The sequence below is a fragment of the Loigolactobacillus backii genome (genome assembly GCF_001663675.1).
Taxonomy (GTDB): Bacteria; Bacillota; Bacilli; order Lactobacillales; family Lactobacillaceae; genus Loigolactobacillus; species Loigolactobacillus backii.
Map to the genome: position 1 here is coordinate 311,169 of NZ_CP014873.1, position 19,029 is coordinate 330,197.

20 protein-coding genes are annotated in these 19,029 nt (G+C 39.3%); 5 read left to right on the top strand and 15 right to left on the bottom strand.

Going from position 1 to position 19,029, the window contains the following annotated elements; translation table 11 throughout:
• Nucleotides 1–4: 4 nt before the first annotated feature.
• From dltB to AYR53_RS01265, 3 genes are read right to left on the bottom strand one after another with little or no spacing between them, the layout of a single operon-like run.
• Nucleotides 5–1,222, bottom strand: a complete 1,218-nt coding sequence (dltB, locus tag AYR53_RS01255) for a D-alanyl-lipoteichoic acid biosynthesis protein DltB (protein ID WP_068222205.1) — start codon at nucleotides 1,220–1,222, stop codon at nucleotides 5–7.
• Nucleotides 1,215–2,726: a D-alanine--poly(phosphoribitol) ligase subunit DltA gene (gene dltA, locus AYR53_RS01260; RefSeq protein WP_068222202.1), complete on the bottom strand. Its 1,512-nt coding sequence runs from the start codon at nucleotides 2,724–2,726 to the stop codon at nucleotides 1,215–1,217. The genes dltB and dltA overlap by 8 nt, the downstream gene beginning before the upstream one ends.
• 30 nt (nucleotides 2,727–2,756) lie before the next feature.
• Nucleotides 2,757–2,903 carry a teichoic acid D-Ala incorporation-associated protein DltX gene (locus AYR53_RS01265; protein ID WP_068222200.1) on the bottom strand — a complete coding sequence of 49 codons (147 nt, stop codon included), beginning with the start codon at nucleotides 2,901–2,903 and terminating at the stop codon, nucleotides 2,757–2,759.
• Nucleotides 2,904–3,029: 126 nt separating this feature from the next.
• Here AYR53_RS01265 and AYR53_RS01270 point away from each other — a divergent pair, with 126 nt between their 5' ends.
• On the top strand, nucleotides 3,030–3,908 hold the full coding sequence (locus AYR53_RS01270; protein ID WP_068223032.1) for an IS982-like element ISLpl4 family transposase: 879 nt from the start codon (nucleotides 3,030–3,032) through the stop codon (nucleotides 3,906–3,908).
• Nucleotides 3,909–4,058: 150 nt separating this feature from the next.
• On the opposite strand, the gene AYR53_RS01275 is transcribed toward AYR53_RS01270, so the two are convergent.
• The 5 genes from AYR53_RS01275 to AYR53_RS01295 form a co-directional block, all read right to left on the bottom strand.
• Nucleotides 4,059–5,459, bottom strand: coding sequence for a sensor histidine kinase (locus tag AYR53_RS01275; RefSeq protein ID WP_225359786.1), 1,401 nt, complete (start codon nucleotides 5,457–5,459; stop codon nucleotides 4,059–4,061).
• Nucleotides 5,440–6,150, bottom strand: coding sequence for a response regulator transcription factor (locus tag AYR53_RS01280; protein WP_068222192.1), 711 nt, complete (start codon nucleotides 6,148–6,150; stop codon nucleotides 5,440–5,442). Before AYR53_RS01280 ends, AYR53_RS01275 begins: the two co-directional genes overlap by 20 nt.
• A gap of 315 nt (nucleotides 6,151–6,465) precedes the next feature.
• The gene (locus tag AYR53_RS01285; RefSeq protein WP_068279744.1) at nucleotides 6,466–7,059 is read right to left on the bottom strand and encodes a GNAT family N-acetyltransferase; all 594 of its coding nucleotides are present in this window, start codon (nucleotides 7,057–7,059) and stop codon (nucleotides 6,466–6,468) included.
• Between the two features lie 159 nt (nucleotides 7,060–7,218).
• A complete protein-coding gene (locus tag AYR53_RS01290) occupies nucleotides 7,219–7,563 on the bottom strand; it encodes a thioredoxin family protein (RefSeq protein ID WP_068222186.1) in 345 nt (114 codons plus the stop codon).
• Between the two features lie 16 nt (nucleotides 7,564–7,579).
• Nucleotides 7,580–8,233 carry a histidine phosphatase family protein gene (locus AYR53_RS01295; protein WP_068222182.1) on the bottom strand — a complete coding sequence of 218 codons (654 nt, stop codon included), beginning with the start codon at nucleotides 8,231–8,233 and terminating at the stop codon, nucleotides 7,580–7,582.
• 385 nt (nucleotides 8,234–8,618) lie between these two features.
• Between AYR53_RS01295 and AYR53_RS01300 the strand changes: the two genes are divergently transcribed.
• Nucleotides 8,619–9,791 carry an IS256 family transposase gene (locus tag AYR53_RS01300; RefSeq protein ID WP_068222179.1) on the top strand — a complete coding sequence of 391 codons (1,173 nt, stop codon included), beginning with the start codon at nucleotides 8,619–8,621 and terminating at the stop codon, nucleotides 9,789–9,791.
• A 267-nt stretch (nucleotides 9,792–10,058) separates the two neighbouring features.
• The gene (locus tag AYR53_RS01305) at nucleotides 10,059–10,523 is read left to right on the top strand and encodes a hypothetical protein (RefSeq protein WP_068222171.1); all 465 of its coding nucleotides are present in this window, start codon (nucleotides 10,059–10,061) and stop codon (nucleotides 10,521–10,523) included.
• 216 nt (nucleotides 10,524–10,739) lie between these two features.
• Here the strand turns inward: AYR53_RS01305 and AYR53_RS01315 are convergent, their stop codons facing one another.
• Nucleotides 10,740–11,066, bottom strand: a complete 327-nt coding sequence (locus AYR53_RS01315; RefSeq protein ID WP_068222166.1) for a hypothetical protein — start codon at nucleotides 11,064–11,066, stop codon at nucleotides 10,740–10,742.
• 78 nt (nucleotides 11,067–11,144) lie between these two features.
• Entirely contained in the window at nucleotides 11,145–12,266 is a 1,122-nt protein-coding gene (locus AYR53_RS01320; protein ID WP_068222163.1) for an aminotransferase class I/II-fold pyridoxal phosphate-dependent enzyme, read from the bottom strand.
• 446 nt (nucleotides 12,267–12,712) lie between these two features.
• On the opposite strand from AYR53_RS01320, the gene AYR53_RS01325 reads away from it, so the two are divergent.
• Nucleotides 12,713–13,237 (top strand): hypothetical protein, encoded by a 525-nt coding sequence (locus AYR53_RS01325; protein ID WP_068222160.1) that lies wholly within the window; start codon nucleotides 12,713–12,715, stop codon nucleotides 13,235–13,237.
• 361 nt (nucleotides 13,238–13,598) lie between these two features.
• Nucleotides 13,599–14,192 carry a TVP38/TMEM64 family protein gene (locus tag AYR53_RS01330; RefSeq protein ID WP_068279743.1) on the top strand — a complete coding sequence of 198 codons (594 nt, stop codon included), beginning with the start codon at nucleotides 13,599–13,601 and terminating at the stop codon, nucleotides 14,190–14,192.
• A gap of 133 nt (nucleotides 14,193–14,325) precedes the next feature.
• Here AYR53_RS01330 and trpA read toward each other — a convergent pair whose 3' ends face one another.
• Genes trpA through trpD form a run of 5 tightly spaced genes read right to left on the bottom strand, consistent with a single transcriptional unit; the run spans nucleotide 14,326 to nucleotide 18,706 of the window.
• A complete protein-coding gene (trpA, locus tag AYR53_RS01335; protein WP_068222154.1) occupies nucleotides 14,326–15,111 on the bottom strand; it encodes a tryptophan synthase subunit alpha in 786 nt (261 codons plus the stop codon).
• Nucleotides 15,104–16,300 (bottom strand): tryptophan synthase subunit beta, encoded by a 1,197-nt coding sequence (trpB, locus tag AYR53_RS01340; RefSeq protein WP_068279742.1) that lies wholly within the window; start codon nucleotides 16,298–16,300, stop codon nucleotides 15,104–15,106. Before trpB ends, trpA begins: the two co-directional genes overlap by 8 nt.
• Before the next feature lie 17 nt (nucleotides 16,301–16,317).
• Entirely contained in the window at nucleotides 16,318–16,905 is a 588-nt protein-coding gene (locus AYR53_RS01345; protein WP_068222150.1) for a phosphoribosylanthranilate isomerase, read from the bottom strand.
• Nucleotides 16,902–17,690: an indole-3-glycerol phosphate synthase TrpC gene (gene trpC, locus AYR53_RS01350; RefSeq protein ID WP_068222148.1), complete on the bottom strand. Its 789-nt coding sequence runs from the start codon at nucleotides 17,688–17,690 to the stop codon at nucleotides 16,902–16,904. Before trpC ends, AYR53_RS01345 begins: the two co-directional genes overlap by 4 nt.
• Nucleotides 17,687–18,706, bottom strand: a complete 1,020-nt coding sequence (trpD, locus tag AYR53_RS01355; protein ID WP_068222145.1) for an anthranilate phosphoribosyltransferase — start codon at nucleotides 18,704–18,706, stop codon at nucleotides 17,687–17,689. The genes trpC and trpD overlap by 4 nt, the downstream gene beginning before the upstream one ends.
• Nucleotides 18,707–19,029: the final 323 nt, after the last annotated feature.

Below are 19,029 nucleotides of genomic sequence, written 5' to 3' on the forward strand. Positions count from 1 at the left end.
GAATTTAGCGTGCTGAAAACCAAAGTGTATTTAAAAAACCGGAAAAAATTAAAAAGCTAAAACAAACAACGTTAAACGTTATAAAAATTGCAATTCCCTCTGTTAATCGATTATGTGGTAACTGCCGGTGCTTCTTCTTAAATCCTAACCAATAATCATTAATAATGATGGCCCCAGCGTGAAAGAGTCCATAAACGATATAATACCAAGTCACGCCGTGCCAGAAGCCCATAATCAAGAAATTGGCTAAATAGGCTACTTGTGGAATTCGCTTACGATTTTTAATCAAACGATGTTTCATAATAAAAAATGTCAAACGCATGAAAATAAAATCACGGAACCAAAAGGACAAAGTCATGTGCCAACGATTCCAAAAATCTTTAATATTATGTGCTTTAAATGGTTGATTAAAATTCATTGGTGTCTCAATTCCCATTAAATAGCTCGCAGCAACTGCGAATAGACTGTAACCAGCAAAATCAAAAAATAGATACATGCTGTAAGTGTACATATAACCAACTAGTGCTAGAGAAATCCCAGTGTGAAAAAACGCTTCTCGATGCATAATTGCAATATGTGCAATCTTAGGAAGCATCATTGTCCCAAATAAGTAACTCAATATAAATTTATATAGAAAACCTAAGAAAATATAGTGAACTGCTTTGTCCAACATTTGGAGGTAATGTTTACGATCTGGTATCTGTATATAATCATGCTGGAAACGCCGATACCGATCGATTGGCCCAGAGGAGATAGTTGGAAAAAATAGTAAAAATCGCGCAAACATAATTGGATCAAACTTTTTAATCGTTCCGTCCCGCATTTCCATAACCATCTGCACTGATTTAAACGTCAAATAGCTAATCCCTAAAAAGCCAATTAAAGACTGGCGACCCACCTGAATTGCTGGTGTGATTTTAACAATTACAAGAGGAATAATACTTAGTATCACTGTGCAAACAAATACCCACGTTTGATTGGCACGTCTTTTATACACAGCATAACCGCCAACAACTATAAACTGATAAACAATATATCCGATTAGCGCCAATCCCTGTTGCCACTTTGAACCACCAAAAATTAGAAGTAAGAAAATCGCGGAAATGATTGTTTGGTAAACAACGAATCGCTTACCAAAATATAAACCAATCATTAGTGGTAATAATCCCACTAATAAATAAACAAAATACATCGGATTGCCATACGGTTGTAAATTAATCATTTGAGTTAGCCTCTTTAATCATGGCCTTGATATCGACTTTACCATTGATCGTTAATGGCAAAGAGGAACGGTACTCAAATCGCTGTGGAATCATGTACGCCATCATTTCTTGCCGCAGTTGCTGTTTTAAGGCCTTTGTCACTTCAAATGCAGGTCTGCTAGTATTATTTTGTAAAACGACATAGGCGTTCAGCGCCGTAACTTTATGCTGTCGATTATATTTAGGCACTGCCACTGCTGATTTTATCAATTCTTGTTGATTTAAATAATGATTAACTTCCTCTAGCTCAATTCGATAACCGTTTAATTTAATTTGAAAGTCGATTCTGCCTTTGTAAAATACTAAACCAGTTGCGTCAACCGTTCCCAAATCACCAGTATGATAGAATTGTTGACTTTCCCCCAAAAAGACTTGTTTAGTTTTTTGAGGAGAATTCAGATAACCTTTTGAAACACTTGGACCACTAATAATAATCTCACCAGCCTGATTTTGCGCATTCAGGTTATCAAGTTTGATAGTAGTATCTTGTTTGGCATATCCAATTGGCAACCGTTGGTATTTATCAAGTATTGCATTAGTAATTTCAATTGCAGTGACGGCAACGGTTGTCTCCGTCGGCCCGTAAGTGTTAAAAATTAGAGCATCTGGAAAGCGCTGCTTTAACCTAACTGCAGTTTGATGGGTTAATTCTTCACCACAAAATAGAAAATGAGATAATTCGGGGTATTTACTTTGTTTGAAACTTGGTTCGAGCAAACAAATATCAATTAACGATGGTGTAGACACCCAGACATTTAATGCAAGCTTAGGCAACGTCTCGAATAACGATTTAAAGTTGTCAGTTACCTCCTTGGGTAGTACCTGCAACGTTCCCCCCATGACCAACGTGGGATACAAATCCATCACTGATAGATCAAATGAATATGGTGCTTGAGATAAGATCACTGGCCTTTCAGGAACATTAAAATCACTGACTAACCAATTAACAAAACTCAATAAATTCCGATGGCTAATTTGAACACCTTTTGGTTTACCTGTGGTTCCAGAAGTGAAAATAATATAGAAATTTTCATTATTTTTTACTGAATGGGTCAACGGATACTGGTTAGATTGTCGGAAAATCGCTTCTAACTTTGCTATCTCAATCGTCTTAACTGCCTGCAATTTCACCGGCAAGGGTTGGATAGCGATCACTAACTCTGGTTGGGCAATATTCTGAATCATTGTAAGCCGATCCTTAGGTGAATGTTGATCAACTGGAATATAGGCATGCCCGGATTTGACACACCCTAAAAATGCCACAATCATTGAAAATGTTTGATCACCATAAACCATAATTGGTGATCCACTGGTCAAATTCAACCCATCAATATAACCAGCCAATGCATCCGAATAGTTTTTTAGTTCACGATAAGTATTAGTTTTGCCTAAATAATCATATGCAATTGCGGTTGGCGTTTTTTGAGCAATCTCATCAATTGCCTTAATAATATCCATTGTCATAGCTCTCTCATCTCCCAAAAAACATGTTATTTAAAATTCATTGTAGATAAACTTGCTATTGTTAATACCGCTATAACCATATAAATAAACTAAAACTAACAATATCAAAAAATAAAAAATGGTTTGTAAAATAAATTTAACCCACGGCTTAGTCACTATTATTTTCAAACGTGCCATTTAAACTTCATCCCTTTTTATCTTTAAAATACGCGTGGTGCTAGTTTGTAATAATACAAAAAAATTAACAAAAAAGTCCAACACAGTTAGACTCATAAGTGACTAAACTTAAAAGGAGTCCTAACGATGTTGAATCATCCTAAGTTTAAACAAATTCGTCACGAATTACAAGGTAACTATCATTATTTTTATCAGCTGTGCCAGTCGCTTTACCAGCGCTATTGCCCACATTGTGTGACGCAACGGCGTAATGTGGCGCACGTTAAAATCGATGACTGTCGATTGTTGGCGCTACTGTGTTTACAAACAACGCTTGGTATCCAATCACAACGCCGTTTTTGGCGCTTGATGACCGCCTTTATGCCGCAAAAAATCACCATTAGTCGGTCACGGTTCAACCGTCGCGCACTACAATTATTACCCGTGGTCAATGCGATCCGTACTGGTTTGACGCGTGAAGCAGCCCAACCTGGACAGATCGCAATCATTGATAGTTTGCCGAATCCATTGTGTGAACCAGTACGTAAATTTAGAGCACGTATTTTTGCTGGGCAAGCTAATATTGGCTACAATGCCACTAAGCAAATGTCGTTCTATGGGTTTAAAACCCACATGCTAGTAACCACTGATGGCTACATTCTGAATTATGTGGTGACTGCCGCTTCGGTCCATGATACAAAAGTTGCCGTTAGCTTGATTGATGATTGTCCTTGTCCAATTGTTTTGGCCGATGTCGGTTATGTAGCCAAGCGACTTGGCGCTGAATTTAAGCAATTAGGCTACACGTTATGGACACCATACCGTTCGAATATGAAGGGGGCCAAGGAACATAATAAGCGCGCGCTCAAGGCGTTACGTCGCACAATTGAATCGCGTTTTTCTACCTTAGTTAGTGATTTTGGAATTGAAACTAACTTAACGCGGAGTGCCTTTGGCTTTCAACTAAAAATTGAACTGGCAATTTTAGTCTATAATTTAGGATTTTTTAATTTTGTGACGAACTAGCACCACGCGTCTTTAAAATATTAACCTTTAAATCAAATTGCCTTACCAATAAAAATAGCCCTTCAAGTATTAATTACAATTCTTATTGTAATCAGTACGCGAAAGGCTTCTACTCATAATTTCTGAACAAATTCTTAAGGATTCTCAGAATTAGCTCTTGTTCTTTTTTAAAGTTACAACAAAACAACTGCCATGGGGTACATTGTCTTGTACTTTAATCTCGCCATGGTTCAGCTCAACCAACTGTGCCGTGATTGCTAACCCAAGTCCTGAACCATTAATTTTTTGAGAACGAGATTGATCTGCACGATAAAAGCGATCAAAAATGTGCCACTTATCTTGACCCTTGATTCCAGCTCCTTCATCATTAACTTTAACTTGAATATCATTAAATCGATCGGTTACTTCAATACTAATGGTCGACTTAGCAGGTGAATATTTATGCGCATTATCTAATAATGCAGTTATAATCTGCTCGACACTATCCTGATTAGCATAAACAATAATATTATTCGTGTCCTTCAAAATCAAATGCTGCGTAATTTGTTGCCGATAATTCTTGCAAATCTTGCTCAATAAACTGCTTAAATTGAAATGTTTCAATTCCAATTTAGCATGATCCATTCGCGATAATTGTAATAGATTTTCAATCAATCGCTGCATTCGCAAGGATTCTGAATCAATATAGGCCAGTGATGTAGGTACTATATCAGGATGCTTTTCGCCATGTCGGTGAATCAAACTAATATGTCCCCGAATCCCCGCCAATGGTGTTCTTAATTCATGTGAGGCATCTGAAACAAATTGATGTTCATGTAGCACCTGTTTATTAAGTGTCCCCAGCAATCGATTAAATTCAATACTTAAATCATGTACCTCTTGCGGATTATCAAAAATTGGTAGCGATTCATGGTAGGTAATGTTTTCAGTGTTATTAATTTTGTGAGTTGCTGTCGTCAAATCTACTAATGGCTTATTAAGTCGCTGTGCCAATCTAGAGATGAACCATAATCCGATTAAAAAGCTAAACGCTACTATCAAACTAATTGTTTCTAAGATTTCTTCAAAAAGATGAACAACATTATTTAAGCTTAACCAAATTTCATATTTAATTTTTGGTTGTTCGTTAGTATTGTGACCACTACGATCATAATCAACTGTGTGATAATAAACGCCTTGTTCAGATCGATATTGAATATTTTTTAACAGTGGCCATGAATGAAATTTTTCGTTTAAGAATGCTTTAGTGTGAGGTGAGTAAAACTCTTTTTGCGCTTGATTAGGAATATTTACTTTCACTTTTACAAAAGTATTACTCGTATCAAGTGTGCTCTCGCTTCTCCAGAGAATCCAATCTGGTTTATTATCAACGAGTGACCGTTTTAAAACTATCATCAAAGACTCGGCATCTTTACGTTTATTACTGACTAATCGATAACCAACGATGGTAATAATTGAGCTGCTCATTAATAATGTAATTAGAATTAAAATAATGGCATATGATTTAGTAATCTGTGCCGCATTTGTATTACTATTTTTCTTTTTTTTCATTAACATTATCGTCTCTCAGTGTATAACCTACCCCACGAACAGTATGAATTAACGGCTTATTTTCAAAGTCAATTTTATTTCGTAAATAACGAATATAGACATCAACGATATTTAACTGCCCTTGAAAATCTACCCCCCACACTAGATTCAAGAGCTCATCACGAGTCAAAGTTTCTTCCTTATGCTTAATCAAACTTAATAATAAATCATATTCTCGTTGGGTCAATTGAATTACTTTACCAGCTCGACGAACCTGACGAGATTTTGTATCAAGCAATAAATCGGCTATTTTATAACTTGTTTGGGATGCGTTATTTTGTTTTTTATCTCGCCTTAAGGCCACTCGTATACGTGCTAATAGTTCCTCAATTTCAAATGGTTTTGTAATATAATCATCCGCACCATTGTCTAGTCCAGCTACTTTATCTCCAACATAATCACGTGCCGTCATCATAATTATTGGCACATCATCGTGCCTTCGAATTCGTCGCATTACTTCTAATCCATCTAACTTTGGCAACATCCAGTCCAATAAAATTAAATTGATTTGCCTGGATTTACTCGTGTAATCGGTCAAGGCCTCTTTACCATCTCTGGCAACAATTACAGCATAATCCTCAAATTTCAACTCCGTCTGCAAAAAAGAAATTAGACTTTCCTCATCTTCAACTAATAAAATTGTTCTTCTCATTTTAGACTTCTCCTCAATCCAACTCATTTCATCAAATTACACATACTTTGCAATTACACTCACCTAGGACTATAAAGTGAAACAGTAAAAAAAGTCAATGCTCCTTTGAGAAACATTACTGCGACATAAACGATTCGGCTAAAAAGTCTTAAAAATTACTTCTACTAATATTTTCTGACGAATAAACAAGCTCTAATCTAAATATTTAACGCCAAAAATGGCAACTCCTAGCAAAATAAAATTTTACTGCAGTCGCCATTTTTATCTGTTATTAAATTTTATTTATAGTCGTCACTCGCCAAGTAAATAGAGTTGCTAACTTGCCATCACAGCCTTCGTTGGTTCAAGGTCCAGCTGCATATGGTAATATTTATGATCGCCAATTAACTTTGTCCCCACAGTTTCGTAATCAAAGCGCTGGTACAATTTTTTCGCACTAGGATTAGCAAAATCAACATTCAAACCAATTGTTGTCATGTCGTCACGTTGAACGTAATTCGGCAATGCCTTTAGAAGCTTACCACCAATACCGTGCCCCTGATAATTTGGATCCACAGCAATCGAATCCAAGTACCATTCATCCGTAAAAATTTCTGACTCAAGCTCTAAAGGCTCAACAGCAAAAGCAGCGTTTTTAGCGGATAGGCGCGTCATAACAGCATCAACAGCGTCCTCATTTTCATCAGGATAACCAAATGCTACCCCAACAATTCGGTGATTAATTTCGGCCACCACGGTCGTTGCCTTACCAGACAGATAAGCATCCGTTTGGTAAGCGGCCCTGATGACCTTCAGCAGGTCACCGTCAGGAACGTCTTCGAGCTCTTCCAACTGCATTTCGTCATAAATAAGATTGATAAGTGGGGCGATCTGGCCCGCGTCATCTTTCTGTGCTTCTCTAATTATCAAAAAATTCCCTCCGTATCATACCTCGGCATCCACAAACACATTTAATGATTGGATTAAATGCAGTTTACTGTTCATGACCTATCGTATGTAATTATTAGTATAGCTAAGGAAGAAATTCATGTCAAAAAGATAGCCTTGATTAAAGCGCTTTCTTGAAAACTAATTATTTAACTTAGGGCGCTTTTCAAAACACTCTCGCTCTAATTGCTGCAGGTGGGGTAATAAAACGGCTTGTGGTTGATAGCCCGTGACCCGCTGGTAAGGCCTTCCCTGCCAAAAAATCATTAACGTTGGTAGGCCCTGAACGCCGCACGCCTTGGTACTTTGTGGATTCTGATCCACATTTAAGCGAACTACCTTTAATGCGGAAATATTTTGCTCGCAAGCTAGTAGAATTGGGGTCATCTTCTGACATGGCGCACACCATGCCGCCCAAAAATCCACCAAAATAAAACCGGCCGCCGTCGCCGTGACAAAGCTTTTATCAGTAATATTCTTGGCCATTTTTCAGTATCACTTTCTATAAATGGTTGTAAACTGGTTGACTTAAGAAACTAGTATCATTCCACCGAATTTTTTTGTATTGCCGACCGTCACTAGTCGTCAAAACACTGATACTGGTGTTATCAATGTAGCCATCCGCCAATAATTGATCGTAGGGCACCCCTAATAGACTGCGCATTAAGATTGTCAACATCGTTCCGTGCCCAACAAAAAGAAGTGTTTGATCATTATCGGCTGAGACAACTTGCTGCATAAAGCCGACACCACGCTGAACAACTGTTTGAAAAGGCTCGCCATTAAAACTAGCTGGGTTAAAAGCACTTGGCGCGTGAACAAAATTATAATATTGGGGGTGATCAGTGTAATCTTTAATTCGATGACCTTCCCAATCACCTAAGCTCATTTCACGCAGTGGCTCGGCCAATCGAATTGGTTGTGGCGTTTCCAGTTGAGCATTATTCTGCTGTAACACTACTTCGGCGGTTGCAACCGCACGCATTTGTGGACTAGCATAAATACGATCAAATAAAATGTTTTGTAAGGACTCGCCTGCTTCCTTGGCACCACGAATTCCAATTGGCATTAAGGGTGTATCAACTAAGGCACCATTTACACGGCCTTGAGCATTCATTTGAGTAACACCGTGGCGAATAAAATAACAAGTCGTCATGTCACTATCTCCATTTCTTTTACTATCTTTGCCTATCATAGTAATTTATCGGCAAAGATGCAAAACAAAATTTAGGCCTAATGTTCCGAAATTATTTTTTTAAGTACTTCTGTGACTAAATTAGATCATGTTTGAAAAAATGTCACTTTAATTAACGACATTTTTTGTAGTATTCGTCAATCAGCTTTAAAAGATTACATTAAGAAAGGTTTCTAATTGACGTTAAACCGGTATAATGATTTTATAGAGTTAGGTCGTATAACTTAGTCACTTTTTAATTGAGTGTTTAAATAATTATGTGTAAATGATTTATTGAGAATTGAAAAAGGGAAGCCTCTCCCTTATGATAGTTAGCGTCTAAACAAACATCACAGGAGGCTTCCCCATGAATCAGTTTACCAAAGAAATCGTCACAGCACTAGCACAGCATCAGGATCTAGCTATTATTTTTAAAGACCAACTAGAAACGGCCGTTAATGAGCTATTACAAAATGAACTTTCTGCATTCTTGGGTTATGAGCCCTATGACAGGAATGGCTTCAATTCAGGAAATTCTCGTAATGGACACTACATGAGAACCTTTAATACAAAATATGGCGAATTGAAGCTTACGATTCCCCGTGATCGGAACGGAGAATTCGTTAACCACACATTACCAGCCTATCAACGCCGAACAGATCAGTTAGAACAAACCGTCATTCAGCTTTATCAAAAGGGAATTACCACTCATGAGATCGCAGATCTGATGGAAAAGATGTATGGTTCCTATTACACGCCACAGACAGTTTCCAATCTAACTAAGGTAGTTAATGAACAAGTTGAAGCTTTCAAGAATCGAACGTTATCAGAAAGGTACGCCGTCGTTTATTTAGATGCCACTTATCTTCCCTTACGACGTGACACAGTTGCCAAAGAAGCAGTTCATATTGCGATTGGCATTCAACCTAATGGTCATAAGGAAGTGCTATCTTACAAGATAGCTCCTACAGAATCTAGTTCTGTGTGGTCTGAAGTACTAGCTGATTTGAAGCATCGTGGCGTGCAACAAACCTTACTTTTTGTGGCTGATGGATTGGTTGGCCTAGAAACTGCCGTTGGCAAATATTATCCGGACGCCGTTATTCAACAATGCCTAGTTCATGTAAGCCGTAATATTTCACATCATATCCGGGTTCATGACCGTCAAGCTGTGTTAAATGATTTTAAGTTAATTCATCAAGCAACCAATAAACGAATGGCTGAGCACAGCTTAGCCAACTTTGTTAATCATTGGCGCAAAAGATATCCCAAAGTTACACAAGAATTATTAAAAAACCAGAAATTACTGGTATGTTTTAATTTTCCACCGGCTATCCGTTCTAGTATTTATAGTACCAATCTTATCGAATCATTTAACAAAAAATTTAAGCGGCAAACAAAGAAACGTGAACAATTTCCCAATGAAGAATCTTTGGAAAGAACCTTAATGACCGTAATTCTTGATTACAATGACAAATTTGGTCGACGGACACATAAGGGGTTCAACCTAGTTCAAGACACTTTAGAATCAATGTTTTAGTTCAAAGGTGAGAGGCTTTTTCATTTACACATAAAATTTGACACTCTCTTTTAATTTTTGCTGCTCCGCAATATAACATTTACAACTAACTTTATTCTTCAGTATTTAAAATGATAAATAACAAACTAGGAAGTGCTCCCCAGGCCGTACTAAAAATTACTTTTGTTAGTTTTTCTACCCATTTTGGCCTAAACGTATTTGAAAGAGCTGCTTCCTGTGCATTTCCAAACACTCCCTAGCTTTAACCTATTTACAAGGAGGACAAACATGACTTTTTTTTGGCTATTTTTTGATGTTTTAATCTTAATCAGTATTGCCGTCTCAGTTTACTGGCAATCACAGATTACCATCCGTGCTAAATATAATTTCAGCTCACTGATTTACGGTATGATTTTTGGTGTTCTATTAATGATGTATCCATCACCAGGTTTAATCTGGTTAGTTTTAGTTGCCGGTTTTATTCTGATGAATATTATTTCTGGTGTTGGCGGTCTGACTACAAACCGGATTATCGGTAATGGCTTCTTTTACCCAACGATCGTCCGCTTCAGTGATCTTGCCACCATCACATTAACCAATCAACCAATGCCTGGTCAACGCCATTTAGTTATTGCCATTTTTACCCTAAAACGTGGTCGTAACGTTCGCTTAAATTTTGGTCAATCAACGGAAGTTTTAATTGATGCACTACGTCCAAATTTACCAACGGAAGTTTCATTAGTTGTTCGTTAAAATTAAATTATCTACACTAAAAAAGAAGACTGGACCAAAATCAAATTTTGGCCCAGCCTTCTTTTTTATTTCCGAACATTACGCTAGAACATGTGCCAAAAGTCCGAGTTCACACGACTACAGCCAATCCAATAATCATAATACGGTTATTAGATTAGCCTACGTTACGCAGTAAGCCCAAAACCGACTTTTATCCCACTCCCAGCTTTCTTTTATTTAGAGTGTATCTTGAAACATCAAGTTGACTTGCTTAGTGCTCGGCTTAGTGTCCACTTCAACCACGATTCGTTTTAAATCTTTTTGAAAACTTTCGTTGGTAATTGAAGCACCTGTTTCGGCACGAATATCAGCAATTTCCATTTTATTCAATTCAAAATTTTGGGTAACGTAACGTGTCGTATAAAAATAATTATCGTAAATCTGCGCAAGAACTGTTAAAGGAATGTGCAGTGCCGCCTTGCGATCAGCTACTAGTTCGTAATCCGTCCGCATGACTGGCTGGCCCTCAATTAAAGCCGTTTGAAAAAATTCAGAAAGTTTCATTAAATAACCTCTTTAAAATTTTATTGAGCGGCTGGCCTAAACCACAGGTTGGGTCGCTCCATAAGCCATCATACCATACTACTTTGCCGCAGCAATTGCTTGAGCTAAATCATCAATCAAATCGGCCGTTCCTTCAATACCAACGGATAATCGCAACAAATTAGGCGTAATTCCTAGAGCTTGACGCCGTTTCTCCGTCATATCAGCGTGTGTTTGAACTGCAGGTACAGTTAGTAAGCTTTCCACGCCACCTAGACTTTCAGCAAACGAAACGACCTCTAAATGTTGTAAGAATTGATCAACACTATAATTTTCATTTAAGTAAAAACTAATCATTCCACCATGTCCGGGGTAAAGAACCTTGTCAATTGCGTTATTTTTCTTTAATATTTGGACAATTGCTTGGGCGTTTTCTTCTTGTTTCGCCAAACGTAGGGGTAACGTTTTCAAACTACGAATTAAGAGCCAACAGTCAAAAGGATCGAGATTGGCACCAGTCGTTATAAAGTTAAACCGTAATTTATCAGCAATCTCGTTGTTGCGCGTCATGACAGCTCCGGCCAACAAATCGTTATGCCCGCCAAGGTATTTCGTTGCGCTATGTAAGACGACATCGGCCCCTTCATTTAGTGGCTGCTGCAACAATGGGGTGTAAAACGTGTTATCAACAATTACTTGCACTGAGCCTTGGGCGTGAGCGAGCTGGGCGGTCTTTTCAATACTAATAATCTTCATCGTTGGATTCGATGGCGTCTCAATCCAAACTGCCTTTGTGGTCGGCTGTAATAAGTCTTGTAGCTTATCAAAATCTTGTCCATCCCATAAATCAAATTGAATGCCATAATTCTTCGTTAACAGATCAAAAAAGCGAAAAGATCCACCGTAAAGATCATCGGACGTAATAATTCGGTCACCCGTTTTAAATTGTGATAACACTAATTGAATTGCCGCCATCCCTGAAGTTAGGGCAAACGCATCAGTGGCATCTTCCAATTTAGCTAATGTTTGTTCCAAAACATCCCGCGTTGGTGTCGTTACGCGGGAATAGTCGTAACCCGTTGATTGCCCTAGGCCAGCGTGACGAAACGCCGTTGATAGATACAGTGGTGTTGAGACAACTCCTGTTTTTACATCATCCGTTCGATTGCCTGCCTGTGCTAAAATTGTTTCAATTGATCGTTTATTACTTTCTTTTGCCATCTTTTTTCGCTCCTTTAAAATAAAAAAAGCCCCTCAGCAAATTAATGCCAAAGGGCGCAACTGCGCGGTACCACCTTTATTTTAGAAAGTTATCTTTCTCTTCGGATCTAACAATCCTTAACCTGATAACGGCGGTTACCGCAACTACTTAACTTTCTGTAATTGGTTTCTCCAAGACCATTTTTCGGCCGCCGCCTACCCACTTCCAGCAACGTGGACTCTCTAGCTCATAAGGCAACCGTACTTATCTCTTCAGCAAAACTTCCTAGCGTTCTGTTTGGAAAATACTTTTAATAGTGTTTATCTAATTAATTTAGTGTAAACATGTTTGAAAAAACAGCTTCCTGTGCTTTTTCAAACACTCTCTAGCGTTATTATAGGACTGTTAAAATGAAAAGTAAATGAGACAGATTAAATTAATTTCATTTAAGAAAGGAACATATTAAATGCCTCAATTTAAAATTGGTTATTTGCTTACAGATTCAGTTACTCATTATCAGGAACAAATCACTTACGAAATTAATAACGATGGTTTAAATATTTTTCTGGCTTTAAATCAACCCACATTAAGTGAACGTACCGCCGTCCACACTGGCAAAATCAACTATACTGTCACGAAGTCTGATAACATTATCCTTAATCTACTACAATTTACACCGCTCAATTGGATGTTGGCTCCCTATAATCGCTTTTTAGAAACCAATTTTGATGTCAAAAAGTTTACTACCGAGGCTAATCATAACCAATTAAACGCTGATTTTATCTTTGTTGATGGAAGTACTGGTATTCTACTTGATTACAAAGTCCTCCAACTGGCACCTGCCTACTGGCAACGTTTGAGCCGCCTCATCGGCCAACAACAATTAATGCAACCAGAAACTTACAATCAGCGACTGGAGCAATTGCTCAAAAAACAACGGCCCAAGGACTGGCTAAATGGTTTACCGATCTATACTTTAGATCAATTATAAATCCAACTTTGGACTGAGCATATTTGCTGCGCAGGCTGCTAAAATATGGTATAAATTTTAAAACGGAGTGTGCTAAAAGTCGGTTTTGGGTTTACTGCGTAACGTAGGCTAATCCTCAGAGCCATGTTTCTTGCGGCACGAACTTTGCCACAAGAATGGCCATCGTTCGTAGCATCAAGATTATTAGCGGTCTAGGCTAATAATCCCCAATTGTGAAGTAGAATCTAATCGCTTTTTCAAACACTTCCGTTAGGCATGCGAACCCCGACTTTTAGCCCACGTTCTAGAGCAATATTCGCAAAAAAATAAGAAGCTAGGACTTTTGTCCCGGCCGCTACTTTCATTGGATGGGGGAAAGCCTATGAGTACAGCGACGTCACGCCGTTTAATTAATTTGATTTCACTTGCCGGTCTTGGAATTTCCATTTGGTTTACAATTTATTGTTTTCAATTAGGCGTTTTCAAGAATACTTCTGCCTTACAGGGCCTAGTTGAACAAGCTAAGTTTTTTGGTCCACTGCTTTTTATTGTTCTCCAAATTGTCCAAGTTGTGATTCCTATCATTCCAGGTGGAATCAGTTTGGCGGCTGGTGTCCTGATCTTTGGGCCAGTTGAAGGATTTGTCTACAACTACATTGGCATTGTTCTCGGTTCAATCATTGCCTTTCTTTTAGGACGTCGTTTTGGCAAACCACTTGTCCATCATTTAATCAGCGATAAAATTTACAACAAATATATTGGTTGGCTTGATAATCAAAATCGCTTTACTAAGCTATTCGCCATTGCCATTTTCTTACCAGTGGCACCAGATGACGTTTTGTGTTTACTAGCCGGCCTGACAAAAATGTCACTTAAAACCTTTAGCTTAATTATTATCTTAGGTAAACCGGCCACCATTCTTGCCTATAGCTACGTGTTAGTTTACGGTGGTACCTTATTGAGCCACTTTATTTAGAACTAGTATTTTTCATACACGTTTACACTAACTTAGTCAGGTAAATACTTTCTATTCAATCTAATCCAAATAAAAAAGATAATTGTTTAAACCCTTCAAAATGGGCTTGAGCAATTACCTTTTTTAGGTTACGCTATTCAGCACTTAAAACTGGTAGGGCTGCTTTCATTTCCTGAGCGTACTTTTTTAAGGCTGGTGCCGCGTTAGTGCCATTTTGGGCCACAAGTTTTACGATCGCGCTGCCAACAATCACGCCGTCAGCAATTGCCCCAAGCTCACTTGCTTGTTCTGGCGTATGAACACCAAAACCAATTGCAGTTGGCGTGTCAGTATATTGCCGAATTTGTTGAATCAGTTGATGTAAATCCGTTTTGATTGTATTTCGCGTACCGGTAACGCCCATTGATGAAACGACGTAAATAAAACCGGTAGCGTGCTTCACAATTTTCTCAATTCGATGGCCTGAAGTTGGTGTTACTAGCGGAATTAAGTCAACAGCATACTTGGCCGCAATTGGCGCTAGATCACCCTTTTCTTCGTACGGCATATCGGGAATGATTAAACCAGACACCCCTAATTTTTGACAGCGAGCGCAAAATTTATCATAGCCGTATTTAAAGACAATATTTAAGTACGTTAAAAAGACTAACGGCACAGTCGTTTCCTTGCGAATTGCCGCAACAATTTCAAAAATCTTATCCGGGGTTACGCCGACTTTAAAAGCACGTAAATCAGCCTCTTGGATAACCGGGCCATCTGCTACTGGATCAGAAAAAGGAATACCTAATTCAACTAAATCGGCACCGCCCTCTGCTAAAGCAACCACATTTTTCACCGTGCTGTCTGCGTCTGGATCATCGGCAACAACAAAACCGATAAACGCTTTTTTATTTTGAAAAACTTTCGCTAGTTCACTCATTAATATCAACTCCCCGATATTTTGCGATTGAGGCAACATCTTTGTCCCCGCGTCCAGATAAAGTGCAAATGATTACTTGGTCCTTACGCATTTTTGGTGCCATCTTTTCAACGTATGCAACTGCATGGGAACTTTCAATTGCCGCAATGATTCCTTCCGTTTTAGCAATGTATTCGAACGCATCAACGGCCTCATCATCAGTAATACCGACGTACTGGGCCCGACCACTTGCATTTAAAGCAGCATGTTCTGGTCCAACACCTGGATAATCAAGCCCAGCAGAAATGGAATAGACTTTATCAATTTGGCCAAACTTATCTTGTAGGAATACAGATTTCATACCGTGAAAAATACCTGTGGAACCTCTCTCTAGCGTTGCTGCCGTTTGATCGGTATCAACACCACGGCCGGCTGCTTCACAACCAATGAGCTGCACGCTAGGATCGTTAATAAATTCCGCGAAGCTCCCAATGGCGTTACTACCGCCGCCAACACAAGCAACAATCGCATCTGGCAGCTTACCGGTTTCCTTTAAAATTTGTGCTCGTGCCTCACGACTGATAACACTTTGAAAATCACGGACCATCTCGGGAAACGGATGGGGTCCAACAGCCGAGCCAATGACGTAAAAAGTATCATCTACCCGACTAGCCCATTCCTGCATCGCCGCGTTAATTGCGTCCTTTAAGACCATTGAACCGCTCGTCACCGAATGAACTTTAGCACCTAATAACTCCATTCGGTAAACGTTTAATTTTTGCCTGTCAGTATCCATTTTACCCATGTAAATTTCACAGGACATACCGAACAAGGCTGCAATTGTGGCCGTAGCAACACCGTGTTGACCGGCGCCCGTTTCAGCGATTAAACGTGTTTTTCCCAAACGCTTAGCCAACAATGCTTGACCGATAACATTATTGATTTTATGAGCCCCAGTGTGATTTAAATCCTCACGCTTAAAGTAGATTTGCGCACCCCCTAAATCATCACTCATTCGCTTTGCGTGGTACAACAGTGATGGTCGATTGGCGTAGTTATTTAGTAGGTCGGTTAACTCTTTTTGAAATTTAGGGTCATTTTTTGCTTCATTATAGGTTGTCTCAATTCGTTCTAATTCAGTCATTAGCGTTTCTGGAATATATTGACCACCATAAATGCCGTAACGTCCTTTTTTTTGTTTTTCAATCATTTTTTCGTTCCCCTTTATTAATGGTTTCCGTGGACTAATTGAACCATTTGCTGCATTTTAACCGGATCTTTAACGTTTGCTGTTTCAATCCCGCTAGAGACATCAATCACAGCTGGCGCAACTGTCGTGATTGCTTGTTTCACATTGGCCAGTGTAATGCCGCCAGCTAAAAAGATTGGTTGCTTAACGTTTGCCGGTATTTTCTGCCAGGCAAACGTTTTGCCAGCACCTTTACCACCATCAAACATTACAGCATCGGCCCTAGTTGATTGATAGGTTTGTTGTTGTAGATTAACAACCTGAATCACCTTTGCGCCAGCTTGCTGCAAAGTTTGAACGGTCGTCTCATCTTCTTGCCCGTGCAATTGGATAATTGTAATTGCTCCACTTTGGTAGGCCGCCAACATAGTTGCAATTGGCGCGTTAACAAACACCCCAACACTTTTAATCTGTGCCGCTAATTGTTGCCGGAACTTCAGCGCAGTCGCTAAATTAATTTGCCGGTGACTTTTAGCAAAGACGAACCCGGCATAATCTGGTTGGACCGCGTTTGCCGCACTAATATCCTGCGGTCGAAATAATCCACATAACTTAACCTTGGTCATGCCAGCACCTGGCCTTTTAATTGGGCCAACATTTGTACCTTATTCGTTGCCCGCATCATGGTCTCACCAATTAAAACGCCGTTAATACCGTCTTGGCGCAGGCGGTCAACATCGGCGGCAGTCTTAACGCCGCTTTCCGAAATAAAGGCAATTTGACTTGGCACTAAACGCCGTAAACGTAAACTCGTTTGTAAATCTACCGTAAAGTCCTTTAAATTACGATTATTTACGCCGATGATCCGTGCACCGGCTGTTAGGGCTTGTTGTACTTCTTGTTCATCATGAGCCTCAACAATCGCTGAAAGCCCTAAACTCGTTGCCAATTCTAAATAGTTTTTTAACTGCTCTGGGCTTAAAATCGCACAAATCAACAAGATGACTTGAGCACCATTAGCCTTTGCTTGATAGATCATGTAAGAATCAATCGTAAAATCTTTGCGCAAAACTGGCACTGGCACCTGAGCGGCAACTTCCTTTAAATACTTCAACTGACCTTTAAAATAAGTGGGCTCAGTTAAAACTGAAATTGCTTCAACTCCGGCGGCTACATAGTCTTGAGCAATTTGCAGATAAGGAAAATCGGCAGCAATTTCGCCCTTTGAAGGGGAAGCCTTTTTGATTTCGCAAATAAAATGTAAACCAGGTTGGTGCAACATTTTCTCAAAAGGGAAGTTAGTTGTTTTAGGTATTTTTGCAACCTGTTGTTGTAATTTCGCCAATGGTAAATGTTGTTTATCCCTTGTAACTCGCACCTTAGTGACTTTAACTAAATCATCTAAAATCATGCGGCCACCGCTTCCTGGCTAAGTTGAATAAAGGCAGCAAGTTTAGCTGCAGCCTTACCGGAATCAATGGTTTTGGCCGCTAAATCAATGGCCTGTTGAAGCGTTAACTCAGGATGCGCAATGTGCAATGCACAGCCAGCGTTCATTAAAACAACATCCCGTTGTGGTCCTTTTTTACCGGCTAAAATATCCCGCGTGATTTGGGCATTATCGGCTGGCGTACCCCCAACTAAATCGGCCGGTTGACAACGTTTCAAACCAAATTGTTCAGGAGTAATAGCGTAAGAACTAAATTCTCCTTGTTGCAATTCACAAACCTGTGTTGGCCCAGTTAACGAAACCTCATCCAATCCATCGGCACCGTGAACAACCATTGCGTTCTTAACCCCAAGCTGTTGTAATACGTGAGCCATTGGTTCTAAGAGTGATTGATCATAAACACCTAAAAGCTGCATTGTTGCCCCTGCTGGATTTGCTAGCGGCCCAAGGATGTTGAATAAAGTATGAATGCCCAAACTCTTACGTACTGGTGCAACGTATTTCATCGCCTGATGATATTCCTGAGCAAACAAGAAACAAATTCCAATTTTGTGTAAAATGGCTTCACTCGCTTCTGGGGTAACGTCGATTTTAACACCCAGTGCTTCTAGGACATCAGCGGCACCGCTACGACTTGAAGCTGCCCGGTTACCGTGTTTAGCAACCGGAGTTCCAGCGGCCGCAATCACTAAGGCAGAAGTTGTTGAAATATTGAAAGAATTAGAATGATCACCGCCAGTTCCGACAATTTCTAAAACAGGTTCCTGAGCATCAAATTGCAACGCATGGGCACGCATTGCACTGGCTGAACCAGCAATCTCCGCGATCGTTTCGTGTTTCATTGCCAAGGCCGTTAGAAGACTGGCAATCTGGCTATCCACCGCTTTACCACTCATAATTTCATCAATCACTTGTTCTGCCTGTTCAAAAGTCAAATCCTGTTGGTCAGTTACTGTTTTAATCGCTTCTTTAATCATACTAATTCCTCCAATTTTGTTTTACATTATCATGTCTGTCTATTAGTCGATTCAATGATGCGTTGCCACCGTTTTCCGGGTAATTGTTGCATGGTTTTCACTCCTTAGTTAGATAGTGTTTGAAAAGGCGGTTAGATTACGGAGAATAGCCTAGTTTGCCGAATTATTCGCAAAGCGGATGATTTGGTGAACGTCGCTATTCGGAGTAATCTGCCTTTTCAAACACGTTTACGCCGAGTCTCTTGAAAAAATCATTAAAAACACCGCTAAAAAAATCCGCCCATAACAATTTCTTGTTAAGGACGGATTTTTCCGCGGTGCCA

What these genes read in the sequence shown, in the direction of transcription:
- dltB (WP_068222205.1), bottom strand. Translation starts at nt 1,222, where the DNA reads ATGATTAATTTACAACCGTATGGCAATCCGATGTATTTTGTTTATTTA.
- dltA (WP_068222202.1), bottom strand. Translation starts at nt 2,726, where the DNA reads ATGACAATGGATATTATTAAGGCAATTGATGAGATTGCTCAAAAAACG.
- AYR53_RS01265 (WP_068222200.1), bottom strand. Translation starts at nt 2,903, where the DNA reads ATGGCACGTTTGAAAATAATAGTGACTAAGCCGTGGGTTAAATTTATT.
- AYR53_RS01270 (WP_068223032.1), top strand. Translation starts at nt 3,030, where the DNA reads ATGTTGAATCATCCTAAGTTTAAACAAATTCGTCACGAATTACAAGGT.
- AYR53_RS01275 (WP_225359786.1), bottom strand. Translation starts at nt 5,459, where the DNA reads ATGAAAAAAAAGAAAAATAGTAATACAAATGCGGCACAGATTACTAAA.
- AYR53_RS01280 (WP_068222192.1), bottom strand. Translation starts at nt 6,150, where the DNA reads ATGAGAAGAACAATTTTATTAGTTGAAGATGAGGAAAGTCTAATTTCT.
- AYR53_RS01290 (WP_068222186.1), bottom strand. Translation starts at nt 7,563, where the DNA reads ATGGCCAAGAATATTACTGATAAAAGCTTTGTCACGGCGACGGCGGCC.
- AYR53_RS01295 (WP_068222182.1), bottom strand. Translation starts at nt 8,233, where the DNA reads ATGACGACTTGTTATTTTATTCGCCACGGTGTTACTCAAATGAATGCT.
- AYR53_RS01300 (WP_068222179.1), top strand. Translation starts at nt 8,619, where the DNA reads ATGAATCAGTTTACCAAAGAAATCGTCACAGCACTAGCACAGCATCAG.
- AYR53_RS01305 (WP_068222171.1), top strand. Translation starts at nt 10,059, where the DNA reads ATGACTTTTTTTTGGCTATTTTTTGATGTTTTAATCTTAATCAGTATT.
- AYR53_RS01315 (WP_068222166.1), bottom strand. Translation starts at nt 11,066, where the DNA reads ATGAAACTTTCTGAATTTTTTCAAACGGCTTTAATTGAGGGCCAGCCA.
- AYR53_RS01320 (WP_068222163.1), bottom strand. Translation starts at nt 12,266, where the DNA reads ATGGCAAAAGAAAGTAATAAACGATCAATTGAAACAATTTTAGCACAG.
- AYR53_RS01325 (WP_068222160.1), top strand. Translation starts at nt 12,713, where the DNA reads ATGCCTCAATTTAAAATTGGTTATTTGCTTACAGATTCAGTTACTCAT.
- AYR53_RS01330 (WP_068279743.1), top strand. Translation starts at nt 13,599, where the DNA reads ATGAGTACAGCGACGTCACGCCGTTTAATTAATTTGATTTCACTTGCC.
- trpA (WP_068222154.1), bottom strand. Translation starts at nt 15,111, where the DNA reads ATGAGTGAACTAGCGAAAGTTTTTCAAAATAAAAAAGCGTTTATCGGT.
- trpB (WP_068279742.1), bottom strand. Translation starts at nt 16,300, where the DNA reads ATGATTGAAAAACAAAAAAAAGGACGTTACGGCATTTATGGTGGTCAA.
- AYR53_RS01345 (WP_068222150.1), bottom strand. Translation starts at nt 16,905, where the DNA reads ATGACCAAGGTTAAGTTATGTGGATTATTTCGACCGCAGGATATTAGT.
- trpC (WP_068222148.1), bottom strand. Translation starts at nt 17,690, where the DNA reads ATGATTTTAGATGATTTAGTTAAAGTCACTAAGGTGCGAGTTACAAGG.
- trpD (WP_068222145.1), bottom strand. Translation starts at nt 18,706, where the DNA reads ATGATTAAAGAAGCGATTAAAACAGTAACTGACCAACAGGATTTGACT.